Here is a 23,832-nt window from a genome sequence, read left to right as displayed (position 1 = left end):
ACAGCCCGACCGGAGGAGGCCGGCCGGTCAGCCCGACCCGTCACGCGTGGCCGTTGAAGGCGTCGCGCATCCGGGAGAAGAAGCCGCCCTGCTTGCTCAGCTCGGCGACCTCCTCGCCCCGGGTCTTGGCGAAGTCCCGCAGCATCTTCTCCTGGTCGGCGTCGAGCTTGGTCGGGGTACGCACGTCGAGGTGGACGTAGAGGTCGCCCCGGCCGGTGCCGCGCAGGTGCGGTACGCCCTGGGCGCGCAGCCGCAGCGTGCTGCCCGGCTGCGTGCCGGCCTTGACGTCGACGGTCTCGTCGCTGTCCAGCGTCTTGATGGTGAGCCGGGTACCCAACGCGGCGGCCGTCATCGGGACGGTGACCCGGCAGTGCAGGTCGTCGCCCTTGCGGGAGTAGACGTCGTGCGGCCGCTCGTGGATCTCGACGTAGAGGTCACCGGCGGTGCCGCCACCCGGGCCGACCTCGCCCTGCTGGGCGAGCCGGATGCGCATGCCGTCCTCCACCCCGGCCGGGATCTTGACGGTCAGCGAGCGGCGGGTCCGCACCCGGCCGTCGCCGGCGCAGGTCGGGCAGGGGTGCGGGATGGTGGTGCCGTAGCCCTGGCAGACGGTGCACGGCCGGGCCGAGACGACCTGGCCGAGGAAGGTGCGCTGCACCGACTGCACCTCGCCCCGGCCGCCGCACGCCTCGCAGGTCGCCAGGTGGGTGCCGGCCGCGGTGCCCGCTCCGGAGCAGGTGGTGCAGAGCACGGCGGTGTCCACCGTGATCGGGGCTTCGACGCCGAAGGCGGTCTCGTGCAGGTCCAGTTCCAGCCGCAGGATCGCGTCGGCACCGGGCCGGGTACGCGGCCGGGGACCCCGCGAGCCACCGGCCGCACCGCCGAAGAAGGCGTCCATGATGTCCTGGAAGCCGACGAACGGGCCCGCCCCGCCGGGGCCGCCCGGGCCGCCGGCGCCCCCGCCGCCCGGGGCGAGCGGGTCGCCGCCCAGGTCGACGATCTGCCGCTTCCGGTCGTCCGAGAGGACCTCGTACGCGGCGTTGATGTCCTTGAACTTCTCCTGTGCCTCCGGGTCCGGATTGACGTCCGGGTGGAACTGCCGCGCCAGCTTGCGGTAGGCGCGCTTGATCTCGTCGTCGGAGGCTTCCCGGCTCACCCCGAGAATGCCGTAGTAGTCCCTGGCCACTGCGTTCCGTGTCCTCATGTTCGTCTCGCGTTTGCGCCGGTCGGCGGCCGGAGCCGGCCGCCGGCCCGGACTGGTCAGTTCTGGGCCAGCAGCTCGCCCACGTAGCGTGCCACGGCCCTGACCGTGGCGATGGTGCCGGGGTAGTCCATCCGGGTCGGGCCGAGCACGCCCAGCCCACCGACGATGGTGGTGCCCGGGCCGTACCCGGTGCTGACCACCGAGGCGGCCCGGAGATTGTCGACCTCGTTCTCGTCGCCGATCAGCACCCGGGTGGTGCTCGGCTGCGCCTCGCCGATCAGCTTGAGCAGCACGACCTCCTCTTCGAGCGCCTCCAGGATGGGTCGCAGCGAGCCCTGGAAGTCGAGTAGGCCACCCCGGGTGAGGTTGGCGGTGCCGGCCAGCGCCAGCCGCTCCTCGGTGCGTTCCACCAGGGTCTCCAGCAGCACCGTGGACAGGGTGGTCATCGCGCCGCGCAGGTGTGGCGCACTCTCGTCGACGAGCGCCTGCACCAGCGGCGGAGTGTCGGACAACCGACTCCCGACCAGTTTCTCGTTGACCAGCCGGCGCAGGTCGAGGACGTCGTCGGCGGGCACCGGCGCGGCCAGCTCGACCAGCCGCTGCTCGACCCGCCCGGTGTCGGCGATCATGACCAGCATCAGCCGGGTGGTGGAGATCGGCACCAGTTCCAGGTGGCGCACCGACGAGCGGGCCAGCGACGGGTACTGCACCACGGCGACCTGTCGGGTGAGCTGTGCCAGCAGGCGTACGGTGCGGTGCACCACGTCGTCGAGGTCGACCGCGCCGACCAGGAAGCGCTCGATGGCCCGGCGTTCGGCCGGGCTGAGCGGCTTGACCCGGGAGAGCCGGTCGACGAAGAGGCGGTAGCCCCGGTCGGTGGGGACCCGGCCGGCGCTGGTGTGCGGCTGCCGGATGTAGCCCTCCTCCTCCAGGACCGCCATGTCGTTGCGGACCGTCGCCGGGGAGACCCCGAGCTGGTGCCGCTCGACGAGCGTCTTGCTGCCGACGGGCTCCTGCGTGGCGACGTAGTCCTCGACGATCGCCCGCAGCACGGCGAGTTTGCGGTCGTCGAGACCCATCTCCCACCTCCTGACGCACGTCGCCCCGGGCGCTTGCGCACCCGGGCAAGCACTCTGGCACTCGACTGTAGCGAGTGCCAGTCTACGTCGGCAGTACCGCCGCCGCGATGATCAGGACGGACCGTCGGTGCGCCCGCCCCGGCGGATCCCGGCGCTGACGCAGCGTCGAGGCCAACCTCACCAGTGTCGCTCTGGTGCACCCTTGCCGGCAGCCCCTACCGTGGCGGGCATGACTGAACCACCTCGCCCGCCCGGCGCGGGGGACGGCTATCCGCCGGACCCGAACGCCGGCCAGGGCTCGCCATACGAGCCGCCCACCGCACCACTGTCCGGCGCTCCGGGGGCGGGCGGGTATCCCCCGCCCGGCGGGTATCCGCCGCCCACCGGTGACCAGCCGCCGGCGGGTGGCTACCCCCCGCCGGGTGGCTACCCCCCGCCCGGCGCGGGTGGTTATCCCCAGCCCGGCGGCGGATATCCGACCGGCGGCACCTACGGTGCACCGGGCGGCGGCTACGCCAACAGCGAGGACAAGACCTGGACGCTGGTCGCACACTTCGGCGGGGCCGCCGGTGCGCTGATCAGCTTCGGCCCGCTCGGCTTCGTCGCCCCGCTGATCGCCTACCTGGTGCGCGGGCAGCAGTCGCCGGCCGTCCGGGCGCAGGCCCTGGCCGCGCTGAACTTCCAGATCCTCTGGTCGATCATCGCGTTCGTGCTGCTGTTCGTGAGCTGGTGCCTGTTCTTCCTGCCCAGCATCGCGGTCGTGGTGATCCAGATCCTGTTCGGGATCATCGCCGGCATGAAGGCCAACGAGGGCCAGGCCTACCGCTATCCGATGTCCACCAGCTTCATCAAGTGAGTCCCGACCGGCCGCTCCCCCGGCCGGTCGGGCACCACCGCCGACTCCGGCGCACCCCGGCGGGTGGCGGCCGGCGCAACCGTGCTCAGGGCAGCAGGTCGCGCACCACCGCGTCGGCCAGCAGCCGGCCGCGCAGGGTGAGCACCGCCCGCCCCTGCGGGTACGCCACCGGGTCCAGCAACCCGTCGGCCAGCGCCCGCGCGGCGGCGGCCCGGCCCGCGTCGTCCAGCACGTCCAGCGGCAGCCCGGAGGCGAGCCGCAGGCGCAGCATCACGTCCTCCGTGTGCGTCTCGGTCGGGGTGAGGATCTCCCGGGCCAGGCCGGGTGAGTGCCCGGCGGCGAGCCGCTGGGCGTACGTCGTGGGGTGTTTGACGTTCCACCAGCGCACCCCGCCGACGTGGCTGTGCGCCCCCGGGCCGAGGCCCCACCAGTCGCCGCCGGTCCAGTACAGCAGGTTGTGCCGGCACCGGGCGGCCCCGCTGCGGGCCCAGTTGGAGACCTCGTACCAGGAGAAACCGGCCGCGTCGAGGGCGGCCTCGGCGGCCAGGTAACGGTCCGCCGCCACGTCGTCGGAGGGGTACGGCAGCTCGCCGCGCCGCATCCGGGCGGCCAGCCGGGTGCCGTCCTCCACGATCAGGGCGTACGCGCTGACGTGGTCGACCCCGGCGGCGACCACCTGGTCCAGCGAGGCGGCGAAGTCCTCCGGGCGCTCCCCCGGCGTGCCGTAGATCAGGTCGAGGTTGACGTGGTCGAACCCGGCGTCACGGGCCTCCCGGGCGGCCTCGGCGGCGCGTCCCGGGCGGTGGTTGCGGTCGAGGACGGCCAGCACCCCGGCGGCGGCGGACTGCATGCCCAGCGAGATCCGGGTGTAGCCGGCGGCCCGCAGGGTCTTCAGCGACTCCGGGGTCACCGACTCGGGGTTGGCCTCGGTGGTCACCTCGGCGTCGGCGGCCAGCCCCCAGGTGCGGTCGATGCCGTCCAGCAGCCGGGCCAGGTCGTCGGCGGGCAGCAGGGTCGGCGTGCCGCCGCCGACGAAGACCGTGTCGACCCGGGGCGGTGGGGTGTCGCCGAGCACCCGGGCGGCGAGCGCCAGCTCGGCGAGCACGGTGTCGGCGTACGACTCGCGGTCGGCACCCCCGCCCAGCTCGGCTGCGGTGTAGGTGTTGAAGTCGCAGTAGCCGCAGCGACTGGCGCAGAACGGCACGTGCAGGTAGACGCCGAAGCCGCGCCCGCCGACCTCCCGCAGAGCGGTGGCGGGCAGCGCGCCGTCGACGGGAACGGTCTCACCATCTGGAAGGACGCCCGGCATGGCCACTAGTGTGCCCGGCATGACCTCTCCCGACCGACTCGTGCGGGTCGCCACCGCCCGTGGGGTGACCACCCTCACCCTGGACAGCCCGCACAACCGCAACGCGCTGTCCACCCCGCTGATGACCGAGCTGCTGGCCGGGATCGCCGGGGCGATCGCCGACGACGCGGTCCGGGTGGTCGTGCTGGACCACACCGGCCCGGTGTTCTGCTCCGGCGCCGACCTGAAGGAGACGGCGGCAGCGTACGCCAGCGGGTCGGTGCCGGCCGGGATACTCGGTGACGTGCTGGTGGCGGTGCGGGAGTGCCCGAAGCCGGTGCTGGCGCGGGTGGCCGGGCCGGCCCGGGCCGGCGGCCTGGGCCTGATCGCGGCGGCCGACCTGGCGGTCTGCGCGTCCGAGGCGACGTTCGCCTTCACCGAGGTGCGGATCGGGGTGATCCCGGCGGTGATCTCGGCGACCGTGCTGCCCCGGCTGCACCCCCGGGCCGCCGCCGAGCTGTACCTGACCGGTGACACCTTCGACGGCCGGCGGGCCGCCGAGGTGGGGCTGGTGACCGCCGCCGTGCCGGCCGCCGAGCTGGACGCGGCGGTGGCCGGGTACTGCGCCTCGCTGGTCCGGGGCGCTCCCGGGGCGCTGGCCGGGACGAAGGAGCTGCTGCGCCGCCCGGCCGCCACGGACCTGCGCGCGGAGGTCGCCGACCTGTCCGCCCGGTCCACCGGCTACTTCCTGTCGGCCGAGGGCCGCGAGGGGGTGGAGGCGTTCCGACAGAAGCGGGACGCGGCCTGGGTGCCCCGGGATTGACCTGGTTTCTTCTGATTTCCTGCGGGAACGTGAACCGGTCGACCGACCCGGGGCCGACGGTTGGCGACGTACGCTTGGCGAACGTTGAAACGGGAGGTGCGGGTGCGGACTCGGACATTCGTGGCAGCCGGGGTCGTGGTGGCGTTGTTCGCCATCGTCGGGGGCTGGGGGGTCCGTCAACTCGACGGGGAGTTCCGGCTTCCCGTCGCCGGCCGTAGCTGCACCGTCCAGGCCGACGGCACCGTGAAGCTCGACGCCGACCAGATGGCCAACGCGGCCACCATCGCCGCGATCGGCATGCAGCGGCAGATGCCCGAACAGGCCGTGGTGGTCGCCCTCGCCACCGCCTACCAGGAGTCGGGGCTGCGTAACCTCGCCCACGGTGACCGCGACTCGCTCGGCCTGTTCCAGCAGCGTCCCAGCCAGGGCTGGGGCACCCCGGAGCAGATCCGCGACCAGCGGTACGCGGCGGCCCGGTTCTACAAGGCGCTGAAGAAGGTACGCGGCTGGGAGCGGATGGAGGTCACCGACGCGGCCCAGGCCGTGCAGCGGTCGGCGTACCCGAACGCGTACCAGAAGTGGGCCGACGAGTCGCAGGTGCTGGCGCGGGCCCTGCTCGGCGAGGCGACCGGCGCGGTGGCCTGCACGGTGGGGCGTACCCCGGTGATGCGCGGGCAGGCCGCGGCGGCCGAGCTGACCCGTGGCCTGACCCTCGACTGGGGCCTGCCCGACGCCGGTGCGGTGGCCGAGCTGACCGACGTGACGGTGCCCGCCGCGGACGCCCGGGACGGCTGGCGGTACGCGCACTGGCTGGTCTCGCACGCCCCCGACCACGGGGTGAAGCGGGTGCGCTTCGACGGGCTGGAGTGGAACGCCGACAACGGACGGTGGGCGAAGGTCGCCGACGGCCGGCCGACCGGGGCACGGGTGCTGGCCGAGGTCTTCGCCGACCCCGCCTGACCTGCCGGCGACGACCCCGGCCGAGCTGCCGGCCGGTGGGCCGGTCAGCCGGCGACGTTCAGCCGGCGACGCACCTTCGCCCGGGTCGATTCGGGCAGTTCGGGGACGTCGAGCAGTCGGGGCAGCAGCTCCGGCTCCAGGCTGGTGGCCCGGAACACCTCACCGATGGTGACGCCGTGCGCCGGCCGGTCCACCACCTCCACCGGGTCACCCGCGCTCACCTCGCCCTCGCGTAGCACCCGCAGGTAGGCCCCGGGGGTGGCCCGGACGGTGAACCGTTTGATCAGGTCGGGCACCCCCCAGAAGCCGGCGAAGGTCGTACACGGGGTACGCGGCTTGGTGACCTGGAGCAACGCCGAGCCGACCGCCCAGCGTTCGCCGATCACCGCGCCGGTCACGTCGACCGCCCAGGTGGTCAGGTTTTCGCCGAAGCCGCCGGGGCGGAGGTCACGGCCCAACTCGGCCGACCACCAGCCGGCGTCCTCCTGCGCGTAGGCGTAGACGGCCTGCTCCGGGCCGCCGTGGTGGGCCCGCTCGCCGATGAAGTCACCGGCCACCCCGTCGGCGCGTAACAGCACCGGGCCGTCGACAGGCCGCTTGTCGATGCCGCTGCGTCCACTCGCGTCACCCGCCCACCGCGCCTGCGTCACCACGCCGAGGTTCACCGCCGCCACCCTGCCCGTCATGGCCCCAGGGTACGGCCGGGCGCGGGCGGTCGCCGTCCCGGATCAGCCCTTGACGGCGCCGGCGACCAGACCGGAGACCATCCGGCGCTGCACCAGCAGGAAGAAGATGATCACGGGCAGGGTGAACAGGGTGGAGGCGGCCATCACCGACCCCCAGGCGGTGTCGTCCCGGCCGAAGAAGAAGGTCATCGCGACCGGCAGGGTGTAGCGGCTCTGGTCGTTGACGAAGGTCAACGCGAAGATCAGCTCGTTCCAGGCGGTGATGAAGGAGAAGATGCTGGTGGCCACCAGGCCGGGCGCGACCAGCGGGAAGAGGACCTTGCGGAAGGTCTGGGCGCGGCTCGCGCCGTCGATGGCGGCGGCCTCCTCCAGTTCCTTGGGCACGGCCGCGACGAAGCCGCGCAGCATCCACACCGCGAACGGCAGCGAGAAGCCCAGGTAGGTGAGGATCAGGCTGGGCAGGGTGTTGTAGAGGCCGAGCCGCTGGATCATCAGGAACAGCGGGATGACCAGCGCCTCCAGCGGGATCATCTGGACCACCAGCAGCATGATCAGGAAGGTGGTCCGCAGCCGGAACCGGAACCGGGCCACCGCCGTCGCGGCCAGCAGCGCCACCAGGCCGCTGAGCACGACCGTGCTCACCGCCACCAGCACGCTGTTGAGCAGGAAGTCGCCGAAGGTCACGCCCGGGATCAGGTTGCCGGTGAGGATCTCCCGGTAGTGCTCCAGGGTGGGGTGGGCCGGGACCGGCCGGGGGGTGGCCGAGAAGATCTCCCGGTTCGGCTTCAGCGAGGTGGCGATCATCCAGTAGACCGGGAAGGCGGCGAAGAGCGCCACCAGCAGGCCCGCGCCGTTGAGGGCGACCTTCTTCACGACGCGTCCTCCTGTCTGAGCACCATCCGGACGTACAGGCCGGTCACCACCAGCAGGATCAGCGTGAGGATGACCGCGATGGCCGAGCCCACGCCGTACTTGGGCGGCGGGGAGAACGCCTCGGCGTACGAGTAGATCGACAGCATGAACGTGGGCCGGTCCTGGGTGCCGCCGGCCAGCACGAACTGCTGGGTGAAGACCTTGAAGTCCCAGATGGTGGAGAGCACCACCAGGATGCCGAAGACCGGCCGCAGCAGCGGAAAGGTGATCTTCCAGAACACCGTCCACGGGCCGGCCCCGTCGACCCGGGCCGCCTCGTGCAGTTCACTCGGCACGCTCTTGAGCCCGGCGAGCACGCTCACCGCGATGAACGGGAACGAGTGCCAGACCACCACCAGGGTCAGGATCGCGAAGAACAACAGGGGTGAGTTGAACCAGCCGTAGCCCGACCAGTCGGTGCGGCCGAAGATCGCCTGCGACAGCCCGTCGGGCAGCGCGTTGAACGCCCAGGTGACCAGGCCGGAGGTGTCATCGAAGATCCACTTCCAGACGATCGTGCCGGTCAGCGCCGGGGTGGCCCAGGCCAGCATCACGCAGCTGGCGACGAAGGTGGCCATCTTCCGGCCGAGCCGGTGCAGCAGCAGCCCGACCAGGGTGCCCAGCACCATCGTCAGCAGTACGTTGGCCGCCGCGAACAGCACGGTGTTGCGTAGCACCGTACGGAAGAACGGGTCGCCGAGGATCTGGGTGTAGTTGGCCAACCCGACGAACGGCCACTCCCGGTCCCCGCGCAACTGCCGGACGCTGTTCAGCCGGAAGAACGACATCGTCACCACCTGGCCCAGCGGCCAGAGCAGCAGCACCCCGATCACGACCAGGCAGGGCAGCAGGAGCAGGTACGGCAGGCGGTCCACCCGGGGCCGCCGCCGGGCGGGGATGTCCCGGGCGGCGGCCGTCGGGGTGTGCTCGGTCAGGGTGCTCACTTGGCGTTGAGGATGCTTTCCATCTCGGCGGCGGCGTCGGCGGTGGCCTGCTGCACCGACTTCTGGCCCTTGATGACCGAGCTGTTCATCGCCTGGGTGACCGTCTTCGTCCGGCTGACCTCCACCCACTTCGGGGTCAACGGGGTCACCCGGGTGCGCTGCATGGCGCTGGCGAACGCCGCCATCAGCTTGTCGTCGGCGTAGTCGCCGCCCTGCACGAGGTCGGAGTAGACCGGGAAGAAGCCGAGGCTGCCGGCGAACGTCTTGGCGTTCTTCTTGCTCAGCAGCACGGTGAGGTAGTCCCAGGCCAGGTCCTGCCGCTTGCTGTCCTGCCAGAGGGCGATGTCCGAGCCACCGGCGAAGGCAGGGGCCGGACCGCCGTCCGGGCCGGGGATGGGGAAGGTCCCCCAGACCTTCTCGATGTCGGGGTTGTCCTTCTTGATCGCGCCGGCCTGCCAACTGCCGGCGAAGGCCATCGCCGCCTTGCCCGTGGCGAACTGGGTACGGGCGTCGATCTCGTTCCACCCGGCGGCGGCGGGCGGGGCCACCTTGTGCACGGTGACCAGGTCGGTCCAGAACTTCACCGCCTGCTGCGCCTGTGGGCTGGTGTAACCGGACTTCCAGGTGCCGCCCTGCTCGGTGGCGATCTCGCCGCCGGCACCCCAGAGGAAGGAGTAGAACGGCAGCTCGGAGTTGCCCGGCAGGGCGATGCCGTAGCTGCCGGGCTTCTTGGCCTGCACCGCCTTGGCGACCGAGACCAGCTCGTCCCAGGTCTTCGGCGGCTGCACGCCGGCCTCGGCGAACCAGTCGGTGCGGTAGTAGACCGCGCGCACCCCGGCGTACCAGGGGACACCGTACTGCTTGCCGTCGAGTTGGGCGTTGCGCACCAGGTCGGGCAGGACGTCCTTGCCCTCGGCCCAGCCGCCGAAGCGGCCGGAGATGTCGGCGAGCGCCTCCTGGGCCGCCCAGCCCTGGGTCTCGGTGTTGCCCAGTTCGGTGACGTCGGGGCCCTCGCCGCCGGCGAGCGCCGCCTGGAACTTCTTGGGCGCCTCCAGCCAGGGGACGTACTGGACCACCACGTCGGTGTCGGGGTGCTTCTGCCGGAACTCGGTCTCGACGCCGTCGAGGAACGCGGTCTGGGCGTCGCTCCCCTCGCCCATCATCCAGACCGTCAGCTTGCTGTCGTCGGCGGCTTCGTCGTCGCCGGAACCGCCGCAACCGGCGAGCACCATCACGGCCGAGGCCACGACGGCGGTGACCGGGGTCAGCCGCTTCCACCTGTTCACGCCACATCTCCCTCGCGCCGTCCGGCATTAACCTTCTCAGCCGCACCCTAGTAGGAAAATTTCCTTTACGACAGGGGGTGGGTGCCGCCCCGCGCGGGCGGACCGTCGACGGTGCGGCGGCGGACGGCGGGGCGTTGCGCGAGGCGACCGTATCGCAGGCGGGGGCCACTCGGGCAGGCCCCGCGACGACCCGACGGGATCGACGGTCGCCATCCGGACAAGCGGATGCCCGCCCCCGGTCCGGGGGCGGGCATCCGCTGAGTTGGTCCGTGCCGGTCGGTCACCGACCGGCGGATGGGGTCACCGGTGGGTGACCCCCCGACGCCCGCCCACGCCGGCCACCAGGGCCACCGCGATGGCGGCGAGGACGACCTGCACCAGCAGCTCGGCCCAGTCGATGCCGGCGGTCTGGGTGGCGATGCCCATCGCGCGGGCCAGCACGGTGCCCAGCAGAGCGGCGCCCACGCCGATCAGCATGTGCAGCCAGATCGGCATGTTCTGGCGGCCCGGCACGACCAGGCGACCCAGAGCGCCGACGATGAGACCGACGACGAGCGCGGTGATGATGCCCCAGACGGTGAACTCCACGGCCGTCCTCCTTCAGTAGATATGTCGTTGGTGAGTGTTTGTTGCTGTGGTGATCGATAGGTTCCCGAAGCGGAGAATCTCCAAACCGACTCCGGTAACGATCTGGTCTAGACCGCCCGCCGCCGGCGACGGCCCGCGCCACCCGGCCCCGCACGCCAGCGGGCGCCCGACCCCGTGGGGGTCGGGCGCCCGCTCAGCGGTGCCGCTTGACTTACCGGTGGGTGACGCTGCGGCGGCGACCCACGCCGGCCACCAGGGCCACCGCGATGGCGGCGAGGACGACCTGCACCAGCAGCTCGGCCCAGTCGATGCCGGCGGTCTCGGTGGCGATGCCCATCGCGCGGGCCAGCACGGTGCCCAGCAGAGCGGCACCCACACCGATCAGCATGTGCAGCCAGATCGGCATGTTCTGGCGGCCCGGCACGACCAGACGGCCCAGAGCGCCGACGATGAGACCAACAACGAGCGCGGTGATGATGCCCCAGACGGTGAACTCCACGGTCGCCCTCCTCCTGAAGATTGAGTCACACGGTATGTGTGGTTCCTGTCGTGACAGCTAGGTTCCCGACCCGCCGGAAAACCAAACCGACTCACCACCCCACATGTCGCCGCACGTCGATCCGACGCCGCTGCGTCGGTTTGCCGGCCGTCGATGTCCACGCAGCTCAGGACACTCGCACCGGCAGATCCGGCAGTGGCACGGGGGCGGAAAAATTCTTCCGTACGACACCGGGGGCGGGCGTGCCGACGGCCGGCGGCCGGGTCGGAACACCGGGGCCGCCGGCCGTCGTGGGGTACCGGGACCGGCTGGGCCGCGCGGGCGCGGCCGACGTGATCGGGCGTACGCGCCCGACTACTTCTTGCCGGCCGGCTTGGCGTCGGCGGAGTCCGAGGAGAGCGCGGCGATGAAGGCCTCCTGGGGGACCTCGACCCGGCCCACCATCTTCATCCGCTTCTTGCCCTCCTTCTGCTTCTCCAGCAGCTTGCGCTTGCGGCTGATGTCACCGCCGTAGCACTTGGCGAGCACGTCCTTGCGGATGGCGCGGATGGTCTCCCGGGCGATCACCCGGCTGCCGATGGCCGCCTGGATCGGCACCTCGAACTGCTGGCGCGGGATCAGGTTGCGCAGCTTCGCCGCGATCGTCGTGCCGTAGTTGTATGCCTTGTCCTTGTGCACGATCGCGCTGAACGCGTCCACCGGCTCACCGTGCAGCAGGATGTCCACCTTGACCAGGTCGGACGCCTGCTCGCCGGAGGGCTCGTAGTCCAGCGAGGCGTACCCCTTGGTACGGCTCTTGAGCTGGTCGAAGAAGTCGAAGATGATCTCGGCGAGCGGCAGGGTGTAGCGCAGCTCCACCCGGTCGGCGGAGAGGTAGTCCATGCCGAGCAGGCTGCCCCGCCGCCCCTGGCACAGCTCCATCACCGCGCCCACGTAGTCGTTCGGGGTGAGCACGGTGGCCCGCACCACCGGCTCGTACACCTCGGCGATCTTGCCGGTGGGGTACTCGCTCGGGTTGGTGACCACGATCTCCTCCCCGTCGTCGGTGATCGCCCGGTAGACCACGTTCGGCGCGGTGGAGATCAGGTCGAGGTTGTACTCCCGCTCCAGCCGCTCCCGGATGATCTCCAGGTGCAGCAGGCCCAGGAAGCCGCAGCGGAAGCCGAAGCCCAGCGCGCCCGACGTCTCCGGCTCGTAGTCGAGCGCGGCGTCGTTGAGCTTGAGCTTGTCCAGCGCCTCGCGCAGGTTGGGGTAGTCGGAGCCGTCGATCGGGTAGAGGCCGGAGTAGACCATCGGCTTCGGGTCCTTGTAGCCGCCGAGCGCCTCGGTGGCCGGCCGGGCGTTGATGGTGACGGTGTCGCCGACCCGGGACTGGCGGACGTCCTTCACCCCGGTGATCAGGTAGCCCACCTCGCCGACGCCGAGCGCGTCGGCCTTGACCATCTCGGGTGAGATGACGCCGATCTCCAGCAGCTCGTGCACGGCGGCGGTGGACATCATCTTGATCCGGTCCCGGGCGCTGATCCGGCCGTCGATGACCCGGACGTAGGTGACCACGCCCCGGTAGACGTCGTACACCGAGTCGAAGATCATCGCGCGGGCGGGCGCGTCGGCGTCACCGACCGGCGGGACGAACTGCCTGACGATCTCGTCGAGCAGGTACGGCACCCCGTCGCCGGTCTTGCCGGAGACCCGGATGCAGTCGGCCGGGTCGCCGCCGATCAGGTGGGCCAGTTCCTCGGCGTACTTCTCGGGCTGGGCGGCCGGCAGGTCGATCTTGTTGAGCACCGGAATGATCTTGAGATCGTTCTCCAGCGCCAGGTAGAGGTTCGCCAGCGTCTGCGCCTCGATGCCCTGCGCGGCGTCGACCAGCAGCAGCGCACCCTCGCAGGCGGCGAGCGACCGGGACACCTCATAGGTGAAGTCCACGTGGCCCGGGGTGTCGATCATGTTCAGGACGGCCTGCTCACCGGCCCGCTCGCCGTCGCGGATGGTCCACGGCATCCGGACGGCCTGGCTCTTGATGGTGATGCCGCGCTCGCGCTCGATGTCCATCCGGTCGAGGTACTGCGCGCGCATCTGCCGGGGATCGACCACACCGGTGAGCTGCAACATCCGGTCGGCCAGGGTCGACTTCCCGTGGTCGATGTGGGCGATGATGCAGAAGTTCCGGATGCGCGCCGGGTCGGTGGCACCAGGAGCGTTCGCGCCGGGATCGAGCGTCGGTGGCACAGCGGTCCGTTCTGGTCGGCTGACGTGAGCGGGCCGACGCGCCGCCGGCCCCCTCTATGCTCCCACGTCGCTCCGAAACCGGTCCGATCACTCCTGGGGTACCCGGCGACGGCACCACCGGTGGCCCACTCCCGGGGGTCACTCCTCGGGAGGCTCGACGAAGAGGGCGGCGAGCTTCGGCAGCCGACGGCGGGCCTCCGCCTCGTCGTCGAAGTCCCAGAAGTCGTTCAGGTCCGGCACCGGCACCGCGTCCCGCGGCGTCGGCAGCTCACTCGCGGTCGCCTTCCGGTACGCGTCCCACGGCGCCGCCAGCATGTCCTCGCACTCGAACTCCTCGCCGCTGAGCGCCGCCGACCGCACCCGGGGCAGCCCGGCCAGCGAATCCGGGTCGGCCACCGCGGCGGCGAAGACCGCCCGGCCCTGGGTCATCAGCCAGCCCCGGAAGTACTCGAACCCGTCGTCGGAGGCACCCCCGTTGATCAGGTACGCCGCACCCCACAGATCGACCCGGTACGAGGCGGCCAGCACCCGCTGCTGGTGGTGCGCGTACCCGACGATGTCCTGCGGGGTGCGCTCGGCGAGCAGCGCGACCGCCCGCGCCGCGACCGCCTCGGCCTCTCCCCCGCCCCCGGCCCGCGCCTGGTCGATCAACTGCCAGAAGTCGTCGGTCCTCATGGCCTGGAGTCTCCCAGACCCGCGCCGGCCCCCGACCCCACCCGGCCGGGGGTCACCACGCCCGGCCGGACCGGGCACGATGGTGGGGTGTCCGCGACGCCGCCGCCGTACCACGAGACCGCCGTGCGACCCGACTGGCGGGACCTGCCCGACGGCCTGCGGGACGCGATCAGCGGCCGGCTCGGCGCACCGGTGGTCGCGGCCCGGACCGCAACCGCGGGCTTCACCGGCGGCTTCGCCGCCGTGCTCACCACGGCCACCGGCGCACGGGTCTTCGTCAAGGCCGCCGACCTGCTCCGGCAGCGCCACCTGGCCGACTGGTACGCCCGGGAACTGGCCGTCCTCGCCCGGCTGCCGGCCGGCCTGCCGGTGCCCCGCCCGCACTGGGCACTCGACGCGGCCGGCTGGTACGCGGTCGGCCTGGACGCCGTCGACGGCCGGACCCCCCGCCTGCCCTGGGACCCGGCCGAACTGGCCGCCGTGCTCACCGGATACGCCGGGGTCGCCGCCGCGCTGGCCGACCCGCCAGCCGGACTGACCGCGCTCGGCCTACCCCGGCTGGCCGACCTGGCCCGCGCCGACATCCTGTGGTGGGACGAGGTGGCCGCCGGACGGGAGCCGGTGCCCCCGCTGATCCCGCCGGCCCGCGACCGGCTGCCCGAACTCGTCGCGCTGGAGTCCCGCCTGCCCGGGTACGCGGCGACCGCGTCCGGCCTGGCCCACGGCGACCTGCGGGTGGACAACGTGCTGCTGGACCCCGCCGGCCGGGCCTGGTTCTGCGACTGGAACTGGCTCTGCCACGGCCCGGCGTGGTTCGACCTGGCCGGTCTGTTGATCACCGGGTACGCCGACGGGGCCGGGCTGGACGCCGTCTTCACCGCGCATCCGGCATCGGCCGACGCCCCGCCCGACGCCCTGGACGTGACGCTGGCCGCGCTCGCCGGCTACTACCTCACCGCCGCCGGCCCACCGGCAACGGCGAACCCCACGCCGGGTGCGGGGTCGGCTGCTGCCGGGGGACACCCGGCGGGCACGTCCGCGCTGCTCGGGGCACACCGGCGGTTCAGCGGGGAACAGGCGCTCCGTTGGCTCGCCGCCCGGCAGGGCTGGCACTGACCCGACCCGGGACGCCGTGACCCGGGCCGTCGGCGTGGCCCGGGCGGGTGCGGTCGGGGTACGGCGTTTTGGCTCGTCCCGGCGGACCTGGTAGCCTGGCTTTTCGCGTGGCGATGACGCATGCTCGTCACACGCGGATTAGCAGACCAAACCGAGCTATCAAGACGAGGCTGTCGCGTGGCGAACATCAAGTCCCAGATCAAGCGCAACCGGCAGAACGAGAAGCGCCGGCTGCGTAACAAGTCGGTCAAGTCGTCGCTGAAGACCGCCATCCGGAAGTTCCACGAGGCTGCGGAGGCTGGTGAGACCGAGAAGGCCACCACCCTGATGCGTGACGCCGCCCGCAAGCTCGACAAGGCCGTCAGCAAGGGCGTCATCCACGCCAACCAGGCGGCCAACCGGAAGTCGGCCATCGCGAAGCGCGTCGACTCGTTCTCGGCCTGACCGAGTAACCCACACCTGACCGAGAGCCCCGGGGCACCACCCCGGGGCTCTCGGCTGTGTGTTTCCCTGGCGGCGGCGCGCTGCATCTCCCCGGCGGCGGTGCCGCTGCGCCGGCCGCCCGCCTCGTCCCGGCGGCGTCGTGGCACCACGACCGTGGTCGGGCTAGCCGTGGTAGCGCCGGGAGCGCAGCGGCGGCCCGGCCGGCCTCCCCGGCGCGGGCACGTCGGTGACCACCGTGCCGGGCAGCGGGTACGACACCGGGGCCCGCCCGACGATCGGTTCGAGTTCCCGCCGAAACCTGTCGCGTTCCTGCTCCGGCACCAGCGCCGCCGAGTGGACCACCCGCCCGGCGACCTCGTCGTTGAGTTTGACCATGACCGCCACCGCCAGCGGCAGTACCGCCACCGCCCACCAGCTCACCAGCTCGGCGAGGGCGAGGAGCACTGCGAGCGCCACCGCCCCCTCGAAGAAGAGGAAGCAGAGCACCCCGCCGGGGTTGACGATGCGCAGACCGAGCAGCCGGGCGTAGAGCGGCCGGTAGCGGCGCTCGTCGGCCGGCATGACCGACCATCCCGGCCGGCCGCGCCCCGCCACCGGCCGGGGAGGGCCGGTCACCCGCCCACCGTGCCGCACCACCGGGCGGGAGGGGCCGGTCACCGGGCGCTGCCCCGCCGGGCTGCGGCAACCGAGAAGACCGCCTTCTCCAGGGCGTACCCCCGGTCGTCGGCACCGCCCTTGACCGCCGCGTTGCACTCGGCCGCCACCCGCATCGCCTCGACCAGGCCCTCCGGGGTCCAGCCCCGGGCCCGCTGCTGGGCGTTCTTGATCTTCCAGGCCGGCATGCCGAGGGTGCTCGCCAGCTGGTAGGGATCGCCCCGGCCGGCGGCGGCGACCCGGGCCACCGTACGGATCCCGTCGGCGAGGGCGTCGGCGATCGGGACCGGATCGACCCCGACGTGCAGGGCCCAGCGCAACGCCTCCAGGGCGGCCGGCACGTCGCCGATCATGGTGGCGTCGGCGACGGTGAAGCCGCTCACCTCGACCCGCCCCCGGTAGTAGCGGGCGACAGTGTCCGCGCCGATCCGCCCGTCGGTGTCGGCGATCAGTTGCGAGCAGGCGGCGGCCAGCTCCCGCAGGTCGGTCCCGACGGCGGCGATCAACGCCTCGGCCGCGTCGTCGGTGCACCTGCCACCGCCCCGGCGGATCTCCTCGCGGACGAACGCGACCCGCTCGCGGTGCCCCTTGAGCTTCGCAGCCGGGACGACCGTGGCACCGGCGGCCCGCAGCCCGTCAGCGAACGCCTTGCCCTTGCCGCCACCCAGGTGCAGGACCACCAGCTGGACGTCCGGGTCGGGATTGCGGGCATAGTCGAGCAGCGCGCCGACCAGGTCCTTGCGGGCGTCCTGGGCGGAGCGGAGCACCAGTACCCGCCGCCCACCGAACAACGACGGGCTGAGCATCTCGGCGATCTCACCGACGGCCAACGCCCCGGCCTGGTACTCCCGGACGTCGACCTGCGGGTCGACGCTGCGGGCTTTCGCCACGGCTTCGGTCACCGCGCGCGTGGCGAGCAGCTCCTCGTCGCCGAGGACGAGCAGAATAGGAGCAAGGTCGACGCCGGTCACGTCGCTCATCTTGGCACGGCTCGGCGGAGGATCGCGCCTGCTCATCGACGGCTGCGACGGCCCACCCCGCAGTCATCGCAAATATAGACATTTACCTCGATTGCCACCCAGTGCACGCAATATCCCTCCCAGTCCGGATTATCTCTCGTCTCTGCCTCCTCGGCCGCCGGGACGGCGGACCGCGCCTTCGGCCCGGCGGGTCACCGACGGCCCGGCGGCAGGCCCCGGCCGACCACCGCGAGCCGGCCGGAACGGACCACCACCGCCACGTCCCCGTCGGTGTCGGTCCGCAGCACCCGCACACCGGAGCGGGCGAGCCGGTCGAGGATCACCGGGCTCGGATGCCCGTAGTCGTTGTCGACCCCCACCGGTACCAGCGCCACCGCCGGCCGGACCGCGTCGAGGAAGGCCGGGTCCTGGTACGCGCTGCCGTGGTGGGCCACCTTGAGCACCTCGGCCCGTAACGCGTGCGACGGCACCCGGTCCAGCAGAGCCCGCTGTTCCTCGGTCTCCGCGTCCCCGGGCAGCACGATGCGGACGCCGGCCACCGTGGCCCGCAGCACCAGCGAGTTGTTGTTCGGGTCGGACCGGGTGCCCCGCAGCGGATAGGGCGGCCCGAGCGCGACCACCTCCACCCCTGGCGACCGGTACGACCAGCCGACCCCCGGCACCACCCGGCGCGCCGATCCGACGGCGGCCGTCACCAGTTCCCGCCCCGCCACCGGCTCGGCCAGGGTCGGGGTGAGCACCATGGCCACCCGCCGGCCCCGGGTCACCCCGGCCACGCCACCGACGTGGTCGGCGTGGAAGTGGCTCACCACCAGCAGCGGCACCTCGCGTACCCCGAGCCGCCGCAGGCAACCGTCCACGGCCGACGGCTCCGGACCGGCGTCCACCACCACCGCCCGGCCGGCCGCCACCGGCAGCACGACCGCGTCCCCCTGCCCGACCGCGCATGCCACCACCACCCAACCGTCAGGCGGCCACCCGCTCGCCACCAGCCGGACCGGCAGGGTGCCCAGCACCACCGCGGCCGCGCCGACCGCCACCAGTCGACGCACCAGCGGACGGCGGACGGCCAACAGCAGCCCCAAGGTCAGCCCGGCCAGCAGTAACGCGCCCGGCAGCCCGCCCGGCCAGGGCAGGGTGCCGGCGGGCAGCCGGGCCCCCACCCGGGCCACGGTGACCAGCCACCAGGCCGGCCAGCTCGCCAGCCAGGCGGCGAACTCCGCCCCGGCCGGCCACCCCGGGGAGACGACCGCCGCCGTCACCCCCAGCACCGTGGCCGGGGCGATCGCCGGCACCACGAGCAGGTTGGCCGGCACCGCCACCAGGCTCACCGTGCCGGAGATGCCGGCCACCACCGGGCCGCAGGCAAGTTGGGCCGCCGCCGGGACGGCGAGCGCCTCCGCCAACCCGGCCGGCACGCCCCGCCGCCGTAGCCCGTCGCGCCAGCCCGGGGCGAGCAGCAGCAACCCGCCGGTGGCCAGGACCGACAGCGCGAAGCCGGCGTCCCCGGCCAGCTCCGGATCGACGAGCACCAGCACGGTCACCGCCGCGGCCAACGCCGGCAGCGTGGCCCGGGGCCGCCCGACCGCCAACGCGGCCAGCCCGATCGCCCCCATGGTGGCCGCCCGCACCACGCTGGGCGAGGGACGGACCAGGACGACGAAGCCGATCAGGGCGAGGCCGCAGAGCACCACCGCCAGCCGCGGACCGGCGCGGGCCCACCGGGCCGCCAGCAGCACCGCGCCGACCACGATCGCCACGTTGGACCCGGACACGGCGTTGAGGTGGGTCATCCCGGTGGCCCGGAAGTCCTCCTCCACGGTGGCCGGCAACCGGCTGGTGTCCCCGACGACCAGGCCGGGCAGCAGGCCACCCTGCTCGGGCGGGAGCGGGGCGCAGGCCCGGTGCAGACCGGCCCGCAGGGTGCCGGCGGCGCGCTGGAGCCACGGCGGTGACCCGTTCCGGACCGGTGGGCCGGACACGGTCAGCACGGCGGCGGTGAGGTCACCGCCCCGGGGTGCGGCGAGCCTGCCCTGGACGGTCAGCCGCTGCCCCGGCAGCAGACCCCGCCAGGCCGGGTCGGTGGCGAGCACGAGCAGGCGTGCCGGAACCCGGAGGCGGTGGCCCTGCGGGTCGGTGAGGACGCTCGACTGCGCGGTGACGAGCAGGGTCACCGGACGGCCTGGTGCCCCGCGTACCGGGCGGGGATCGTCGCGGAGCACCAGGTCGACGGTGACCCGGGCCCGGTCGTCGACCAGCGGGCGCAGTGGTGCGGCGTCCCGCACGTGCAGCCGGGCCGCGGTGGCGGTGCCGCCGCAGACCACGCCGAGCAGCACCGCGACGGCGATCCAGCCGTACCGGCGAGCCGGGGCGGCCGGGCGGCCCAGCACCGCGAGCAGGTGCGCGGTGAGCAGGGCGGCGAGGACGGCGGCGCTCGCGGCGAGCAGGACCGCCGGGCGGGTGGTGAGGTGCAGGCAGGACAGCGCCGCCAACCAGGCCGCCACCGCCAGCCCGGCCAGCCGCAGGTCGGGTGCACGGTCGGTGGTCACACCGTCACCAGGTCCTTGAGCTGCTCGTACCGGGCGTCGCCGATGCCGTCGACCTGGCGCAGGTCGCCCACGCTGCGGAAGCCGCCGTGCTGGTCGCGGTGGGTGAGGATGCGTTGGGCGAGCACCGGACCGACCCCGGGCAACGCGTCGAGCTGGGCCAACGTGGCGGTGTTGAGGTTGACCCGGCCACCCGATGTCGCCCCGCCGGGTGCCGCCGCCGGCCCGGCCGGGGCCGCACCGGAGCCTACGGTGCCGGGTGGGGCGGTGACACCGACCAGGATCAGCTCCCCGTCGGCCACCTTCCGGGCCGGGTTGAGCAGTGCCACGTCGGTGCCGGGCAGGGCCCCGCCGGCCGCCTCGACCGCGTCGGCGACCCGCGCCCCGGCCGGCACCCGGACCAGACCGGGCCGGCGGACCCGCCCGGCCACCGCCACCACCAGCTCGCCGGTCGGCGCGACGGCCGGACCGGACGCGGGCCCGCCGGAGGACTCCGGCCCGGCCAGCGTCGCCGCGGGGCGCACCGGTTCCGGCTGTGGACGGGACCGCCAGGCCCAGAATCCCGCGCCGAGCACCACGACCACCGCCACGGCCGCCAGCGCCCGAACCCCGCGCCGGCCGGGGTCGAAGACACCGGGACCGGGCAACCGGGCGGCCGGTGCCGGGTCGTCACCGTCGGCGGGATGCCGGTGGTCCAGGTCGCCGGGGCGGAACACGGCCGGATCGTCCACCGCACGACGACGTGCACCCGTGTCACGAGGGCCGTCGTCGTGGCGACGTGGACCGGCGTCGGGAGAGTCATCGTCATGTCGACGTGGACCGGCGTCGGAAGGGCCGTCGTCATGCGCCCCGGGACCGGGTGGAACACCGTCGAGGTAGTCGCCGAGGTCGAGGGAGCCGGCGTCGCGGAAACCGGCGTCGGTGGCCGGCCGGGAACGGCGGCCGGCCGACGCCCCGGCCGTGCCCGCCTCCGGCGACGTCCCACCCGCACCCGGTACGCGCAACGCCCCCGGCCGGTACGGGCGGGTTGGCGGCTGCGGCGGGTCCGCCGTCCGTGCCACCGCCGCCACCCCGGCGGTCAACCGGTACAGCCGTCCCCGCACCCTGGTTTCCTCGTCCTCCGACACGGCGCGAGGTTAGGCCGGTGGGCGGCACCCGTTCCGGCCGGCGGAGGTCAGCTGTGGACGGCGACGGCGGCTGTGGACAACCGCCTGATCATGGCCGGATCTGCTATGCGGACCCCGACCGACGGACACTGCGGCCGGAGCGGTTCAGGCCGGACGACGGTGGACCACGACTCCGGCCAGGCCCGGCCCGGCGTGGGCGGCGACCACCGCACCGACCTCGGAGACGTACGTGTCGTGCAGGCGGTCGCCGAGCCGGGCGGTGAGCGCCTGCACCAGGTGCTCGGCCCGGTGCGGGGCGGCGAGGTGGTGCACGCCGAGGTCGACCTCGGCGTCGGCGGCGGCCTCGACCGCCAGGTCGATCAGACGGGCCATCCCCCGGCTGGCGGTACGCACCTTGTCGCGTACCACGATCGTGCCGTCCGGTATGTGCATGATCGGTTTGACCGACAGGGCGGTGCCGAGCAGCGCCTCCGCCGCGTTGATCCGGCCGCCCCGGCGCAGGAACTCCAGCGTGTCGACGTAGAAGAAGATGGTGGTCCGGTCGACGGCGGCCAGCGCCGCCGCGCGTACCCCGGGCAGGTCGGCACCCGCCTCGGCGGCGCCGGCGGCGGCCAGCGCCGGGAAGCCCAGCCCCATGCCTGTGGACCGGCTGTCGACGACCTCGACGCGGTCGCCGACCTCGGCGGCGGCGAGCCGGGCCGCGTCGACCGTGCCGGACAGGTCGGCCGACAGGTGCACCGACAGCACGCCGTCCGCGCCGTCGGCCAGCAGCCGCCGGTACGTGGCGGCGAACTGCGCCGGGGACGGCCGGGACGTGCTCACCGAGACCCGCCGGCCACCGAGGGCCCGGGTGGCGTCGGCGGGGAGGGTCTCCACCCCCTCCTGCCCTTCCGCGCCGTTGAGGACGACGGTCAGCGGCACCACGGTCAACCGGTGCGCCCGCACCGGCCCGGGTGGAAGGTAGGCGGTGGAGTCGGTGACGACCGCGACGGACATGCCCGGCACGCTAGCCGATGCCGGGCCACCCGCCCTGGCCGGCCGGCACTGACCTCCCGGCCCGGCCGGCTCAGCGCGCTGCGGGCCAGCTGGCCCAGCGCGCTGTGGGGCGGCCGGGTCGGGGCGCTGCCGGCCGGTCGACTCAGACCGGCTCGGCCGGTGGCGGGGGCGGAGCGATCGGGCCCACGTTGTGCGCGCGCAGGTGCCAGCCCCGCAGGTCGTTGCGGCGCAGTTCGGTCCAGTGGCAGTTGGCCAGCGCGCCGATGCTGCGCAGCACGGTGTGGTCCCAGCCGAGGAGCTGACCGACGCCCTGTCGGGCCGCGCCACCGTGGGTGGCGACCACGACGGTGCCCCCGTCGGCCAGCTCGGCGGCGGCCAGCAACGCCTCGCCGACCCGCTTGCCGAGGTCGTCGAGGGGTTCGATGCCCGCTCCCGGGTCCGGGTCGCCGGCCCGCCACCGGGCGTGCTCGGTGGGGAACCGGGCGGCGGCGTCGGTGAGGGCGAGGCCCTGCCACCGGCCGAAGTGCCGTTCCCGCAGCCGGGCGTCGGGGCGTACCGGCTGGCCGGTGAGCCGGGTGAGCGCGGCGGCGGTGTCGGCGGCGCGGCGCAGGTCGGAGGCGACGACGACGTCCGGGCGCAGCGCCGCGAGCAGCGGGGCGGCGGCGGCGGCCTGCTCCCGGCCGAGGTCGTTGAGGGGTACGTCGGTCTGCCCCTGCACCCGACCGGTGGCGTTCCAGTCGGTGTTGCCGTGCCGCCAGATGATCAGGCGGGTCATTCGGCGGCGGCACCCGCGGCGTCGGCCTCGACCAGGTCGCGGTCGACGAACGGGAGCTGGGGGCAGTCCTTCCAGAGCCGGTCGAGAGCGTAGAACTCGCGCTCCTCGGTGTGCTGGACGTGGACCACGATGTCGACGTAGTCGAGCAGCACCCAGCGGCCACCCCGCTCACCCTCGCGGCGAATCGGCTTGGCCTTCTCGGGCAGCTCCAGCAGACGTTCCTCGACGGCGTCGACGATGGCCATCACCTGACGCTCGTTGGGTGCCGAGGCCACCAGGAACGCGTCGGTGATGGCGAGCTGGTCACCCACGTCGATGATGACGATGTCCTGCGCCTTCTTGTCGGCCGCGGCCTGGGCGGCGGCCATCGCCAGCTCGTGAGCGCGTTCGGAAACTGTCACCGTTCTCCTTCGATCAACCGTGCGACCCGTCAAGCGTCTCACACCCGGCGCGGAGACGACTTGTCAGTTCTGGCCGCTTACCGGCACGAAGTGGGAGCAACCGGGCATGATCACCGTTGGTAGAGTCGCCGTTTCGCGATGTACTGCACCACACCGTCGGGCACCAGATACCAGACCGGTTCCCCCCGACCCACCCGTTCCCGGCAGTTGGTCGAGGAGATCGCCATCGCGGGCACCTGCACCAGGCTGACCGTGTCGGCGGGCAGGTGCTTGTCGGTCAGCTCGAACCCGGGCCGGGTCACCCCGATGAAGTGGGCCAGCGCGAAGATCTCGTCCAGATCCTTCCAGGACAGGATCCGCTCCAGCGCGTCGGCGCCGGTGATGAAGTGCAGCTGCGCCTTCGGGCCGTACTCGTGGTGCAGGTCCCGCAGGGTGTCGACGGTGTAGGTGGGACCACCGCGGTCGATGTCGACCCGGCTGACCTGGAACCGGGGGTTGGAGGCGGTGGCGATCACCGTCATCAGGTAGCGGTCCTCGGCCGGGCTGACCGGGGTGTCCGCCTTCTGCCACGGCTGACCCGTCGGCACGAAGACCACCTCGTCCAGGCCGAACCGGTCCGCCACCTCGCTGGCCGCCACCAGGTGACCGTGATGGATCGGGTCGAAGGTGCCGCCCATGATGCCGATCCGTCGGATGTCGTCCTCCACCCCATGATCGTAGGCCGCCCCGCGCCGGGCCCGCCGGGGCCCGGCGCGGACCGA

The 23,832-nt window shown here is 73.2% G+C and carries 24 protein-coding genes; 5 read left to right on the top strand and 19 right to left on the bottom strand.

All coding sequences use genetic code 11. The features are described from left to right. Nucleotides 1–40: 40 nt before the first annotated feature. Complete coding sequence (gene dnaJ, locus ACWCHM_RS03300; protein WP_454223004.1) at nt 41–1,186, bottom strand: molecular chaperone DnaJ; 1,146 nt, start codon at nt 1,184–1,186, stop codon at nt 41–43. A 74-nt stretch (nt 1,187–1,260) separates the two neighbouring features. Next, a complete protein-coding gene (gene hrcA, locus ACWCHM_RS03295; protein WP_204959561.1) occupies nt 1,261–2,283 on the bottom strand; it encodes a heat-inducible transcriptional repressor HrcA in 1,023 nt (340 codons plus the stop codon). A 229-nt stretch (nt 2,284–2,512) separates the two neighbouring features. Between hrcA and ACWCHM_RS03290 the strand changes: the two genes are divergently transcribed. Next, the gene (locus ACWCHM_RS03290; RefSeq protein WP_204959562.1) at nt 2,513–3,139 is read left to right on the top strand and encodes a DUF4870 domain-containing protein; all 627 of its coding nucleotides are present in this window, start codon (nt 2,513–2,515) and stop codon (nt 3,137–3,139) included. A gap of 85 nt (nt 3,140–3,224) precedes the next feature. On the opposite strand, the gene hemW is transcribed toward ACWCHM_RS03290, so the two are convergent. Continuing rightward, the gene (gene hemW / locus ACWCHM_RS03285) at nt 3,225–4,448 is read right to left on the bottom strand and encodes a radical SAM family heme chaperone HemW (protein WP_281902901.1); all 1,224 of its coding nucleotides are present in this window, start codon (nt 4,446–4,448) and stop codon (nt 3,225–3,227) included. A gap of 19 nt (nt 4,449–4,467) precedes the next feature. Between hemW and ACWCHM_RS03280 the strand changes: the two genes are divergently transcribed. Both ACWCHM_RS03280 and ACWCHM_RS03275 read left to right on the top strand, forming a co-directional pair. Next, on the top strand, nt 4,468–5,250 hold the full coding sequence (locus ACWCHM_RS03280; protein ID WP_204959563.1) for an enoyl-CoA hydratase-related protein: 783 nt from the start codon (nt 4,468–4,470) through the stop codon (nt 5,248–5,250). A 96-nt stretch (nt 5,251–5,346) separates the two neighbouring features. Beyond that, a complete protein-coding gene (locus tag ACWCHM_RS03275; protein ID WP_204959680.1) occupies nt 5,347–6,210 on the top strand; it encodes a hypothetical protein in 864 nt (287 codons plus the stop codon). A 44-nt stretch (nt 6,211–6,254) separates the two neighbouring features. On the opposite strand, the gene ACWCHM_RS03270 is transcribed toward ACWCHM_RS03275, so the two are convergent. The 8 genes from ACWCHM_RS03270 to ACWCHM_RS03235 form a co-directional block, all read right to left on the bottom strand. Then, nucleotides 6,255–6,896, bottom strand: a complete 642-nt coding sequence (locus ACWCHM_RS03270) for an MOSC domain-containing protein (protein WP_204959564.1) — start codon at nt 6,894–6,896, stop codon at nt 6,255–6,257. A 42-nt stretch (nt 6,897–6,938) separates the two neighbouring features. Further along, complete coding sequence (locus ACWCHM_RS03265; protein ID WP_281895000.1) at nt 6,939–7,769, bottom strand: carbohydrate ABC transporter permease; 831 nt, start codon at nt 7,767–7,769, stop codon at nt 6,939–6,941. Beyond that, the gene (locus ACWCHM_RS03260; RefSeq protein WP_454221455.1) at nt 7,766–8,752 is read right to left on the bottom strand and encodes a carbohydrate ABC transporter permease; all 987 of its coding nucleotides are present in this window, start codon (nt 8,750–8,752) and stop codon (nt 7,766–7,768) included. Before ACWCHM_RS03260 ends, ACWCHM_RS03265 begins: the two co-directional genes overlap by 4 nt. Then, a complete protein-coding gene (locus tag ACWCHM_RS03255) occupies nt 8,749–10,038 on the bottom strand; it encodes a sugar ABC transporter substrate-binding protein (protein WP_281894996.1) in 1,290 nt (429 codons plus the stop codon). Before ACWCHM_RS03255 ends, ACWCHM_RS03260 begins: the two co-directional genes overlap by 4 nt. 300 nt (nt 10,039–10,338) lie before the next feature. After that, the gene (locus ACWCHM_RS03250; protein WP_281894993.1) at nt 10,339–10,626 is read right to left on the bottom strand and encodes a GlsB/YeaQ/YmgE family stress response membrane protein; all 288 of its coding nucleotides are present in this window, start codon (nt 10,624–10,626) and stop codon (nt 10,339–10,341) included. A gap of 211 nt (nt 10,627–10,837) precedes the next feature. Next, entirely contained in the window at nt 10,838–11,125 is a 288-nt protein-coding gene (locus ACWCHM_RS03245; protein ID WP_421487635.1) for a GlsB/YeaQ/YmgE family stress response membrane protein, read from the bottom strand. Nucleotides 11,126–11,479: 354 nt separating this feature from the next. Next, the gene (gene lepA, locus ACWCHM_RS03240) at nt 11,480–13,357 is read right to left on the bottom strand and encodes a translation elongation factor 4 (protein ID WP_204959570.1); all 1,878 of its coding nucleotides are present in this window, start codon (nt 13,355–13,357) and stop codon (nt 11,480–11,482) included. 138 nt (nt 13,358–13,495) lie between these two features. Further along, nucleotides 13,496–14,032 (bottom strand): DUF4240 domain-containing protein, encoded by a 537-nt coding sequence (locus ACWCHM_RS03235; RefSeq protein WP_204959571.1) that lies wholly within the window; start codon nt 14,030–14,032, stop codon nt 13,496–13,498. Nucleotides 14,033–14,119: 87 nt separating this feature from the next. On the opposite strand from ACWCHM_RS03235, the gene ACWCHM_RS03230 reads away from it, so the two are divergent. Together ACWCHM_RS03230 and rpsT are read left to right on the top strand one after the other, a co-directional pair. Beyond that, nucleotides 14,120–15,148 (top strand): phosphotransferase family protein, encoded by a 1,029-nt coding sequence (locus tag ACWCHM_RS03230; RefSeq protein WP_454221454.1) that lies wholly within the window; start codon nt 14,120–14,122, stop codon nt 15,146–15,148. Nucleotides 15,149–15,325: 177 nt separating this feature from the next. Next, a complete protein-coding gene (gene rpsT, locus ACWCHM_RS03225; RefSeq protein ID WP_204959572.1) occupies nt 15,326–15,592 on the top strand; it encodes a 30S ribosomal protein S20 in 267 nt (88 codons plus the stop codon). 162 nt (nt 15,593–15,754) lie between these two features. Here the strand turns inward: rpsT and ACWCHM_RS03220 are convergent, their stop codons facing one another. The 8 genes from ACWCHM_RS03220 to nadD form a co-directional block, all read right to left on the bottom strand. Continuing rightward, the gene (locus ACWCHM_RS03220; protein ID WP_239485543.1) at nt 15,755–16,153 is read right to left on the bottom strand and encodes a hypothetical protein; all 399 of its coding nucleotides are present in this window, start codon (nt 16,151–16,153) and stop codon (nt 15,755–15,757) included. Between the two features lie 92 nt (nt 16,154–16,245). After that, nucleotides 16,246–17,226 (bottom strand): DNA polymerase III subunit delta, encoded by a 981-nt coding sequence (holA, locus tag ACWCHM_RS03215; protein ID WP_281894981.1) that lies wholly within the window; start codon nt 17,224–17,226, stop codon nt 16,246–16,248. A 191-nt stretch (nt 17,227–17,417) separates the two neighbouring features. Further along, a complete protein-coding gene (locus ACWCHM_RS03210; RefSeq protein WP_204959574.1) occupies nt 17,418–19,775 on the bottom strand; it encodes a ComEC/Rec2 family competence protein in 2,358 nt (785 codons plus the stop codon). Next, nucleotides 19,772–20,488: a helix-hairpin-helix domain-containing protein gene (locus ACWCHM_RS03205; RefSeq protein WP_372445999.1), complete on the bottom strand. Its 717-nt coding sequence runs from the start codon at nt 20,486–20,488 to the stop codon at nt 19,772–19,774. The genes ACWCHM_RS03210 and ACWCHM_RS03205 overlap by 4 nt, the downstream gene beginning before the upstream one ends. A gap of 555 nt (nt 20,489–21,043) precedes the next feature. Further along, the gene (locus ACWCHM_RS03200; RefSeq protein ID WP_421490350.1) at nt 21,044–21,895 is read right to left on the bottom strand and encodes a DegV family protein; all 852 of its coding nucleotides are present in this window, start codon (nt 21,893–21,895) and stop codon (nt 21,044–21,046) included. A gap of 142 nt (nt 21,896–22,037) precedes the next feature. Then, complete coding sequence (locus ACWCHM_RS03195) at nt 22,038–22,670, bottom strand: histidine phosphatase family protein (RefSeq protein WP_204959577.1); 633 nt, start codon at nt 22,668–22,670, stop codon at nt 22,038–22,040. Further along, nucleotides 22,667–23,071, bottom strand: coding sequence for a ribosome silencing factor (gene rsfS, locus ACWCHM_RS03190; protein WP_204926278.1), 405 nt, complete (start codon nt 23,069–23,071; stop codon nt 22,667–22,669). Before rsfS ends, ACWCHM_RS03195 begins: the two co-directional genes overlap by 4 nt. Before the next feature lie 110 nt (nt 23,072–23,181). Further along, nucleotides 23,182–23,778, bottom strand: coding sequence for a nicotinate-nucleotide adenylyltransferase (gene nadD, locus ACWCHM_RS03185; RefSeq protein WP_088644365.1), 597 nt, complete (start codon nt 23,776–23,778; stop codon nt 23,182–23,184). Nucleotides 23,779–23,832 lie beyond the last annotated feature (54 nt).

Source organism: Micromonospora sp. SCSIO 07396 (assembly GCF_053667945.1).
The sequence above is the reverse complement of the archived record's forward strand: the minus strand, read 5'-3'. Positions and strand labels throughout refer to the sequence as shown.

Coding starts and splice junctions, on each gene's coding strand:
- ACWCHM_RS03195 (WP_204959577.1), bottom strand. CDS start 22,670: ATGACCCGCCTGATCATCTGGCGGCACGGCAACACCGACTGGAACGCC.
- ACWCHM_RS03270 (WP_204959564.1), bottom strand. CDS start 6,896: ATGACGGGCAGGGTGGCGGCGGTGAACCTCGGCGTGGTGACGCAGGCG.
- ACWCHM_RS03220 (WP_239485543.1), bottom strand. CDS start 16,153: ATGCCGGCCGACGAGCGCCGCTACCGGCCGCTCTACGCCCGGCTGCTC.
- hrcA (WP_204959561.1), bottom strand. CDS start 2,283: ATGGGTCTCGACGACCGCAAACTCGCCGTGCTGCGGGCGATCGTCGAG.
- ACWCHM_RS03200 (WP_421490350.1), bottom strand. CDS start 21,895: ATGTCCGTCGCGGTCGTCACCGACTCCACCGCCTACCTTCCACCCGGG.
- ACWCHM_RS03290 (WP_204959562.1), top strand. CDS start 2,513: ATGACTGAACCACCTCGCCCGCCCGGCGCGGGGGACGGCTATCCGCCG.
- ACWCHM_RS03235 (WP_204959571.1), bottom strand. CDS start 14,032: ATGAGGACCGACGACTTCTGGCAGTTGATCGACCAGGCGCGGGCCGGG.
- hemW (WP_281902901.1), bottom strand. CDS start 4,448: ATGCCGGGCGTCCTTCCAGATGGTGAGACCGTTCCCGTCGACGGCGCG.
- ACWCHM_RS03280 (WP_204959563.1), top strand. CDS start 4,468: ATGACCTCTCCCGACCGACTCGTGCGGGTCGCCACCGCCCGTGGGGTG.
- holA (WP_281894981.1), bottom strand. CDS start 17,226: ATGAGCGACGTGACCGGCGTCGACCTTGCTCCTATTCTGCTCGTCCTC.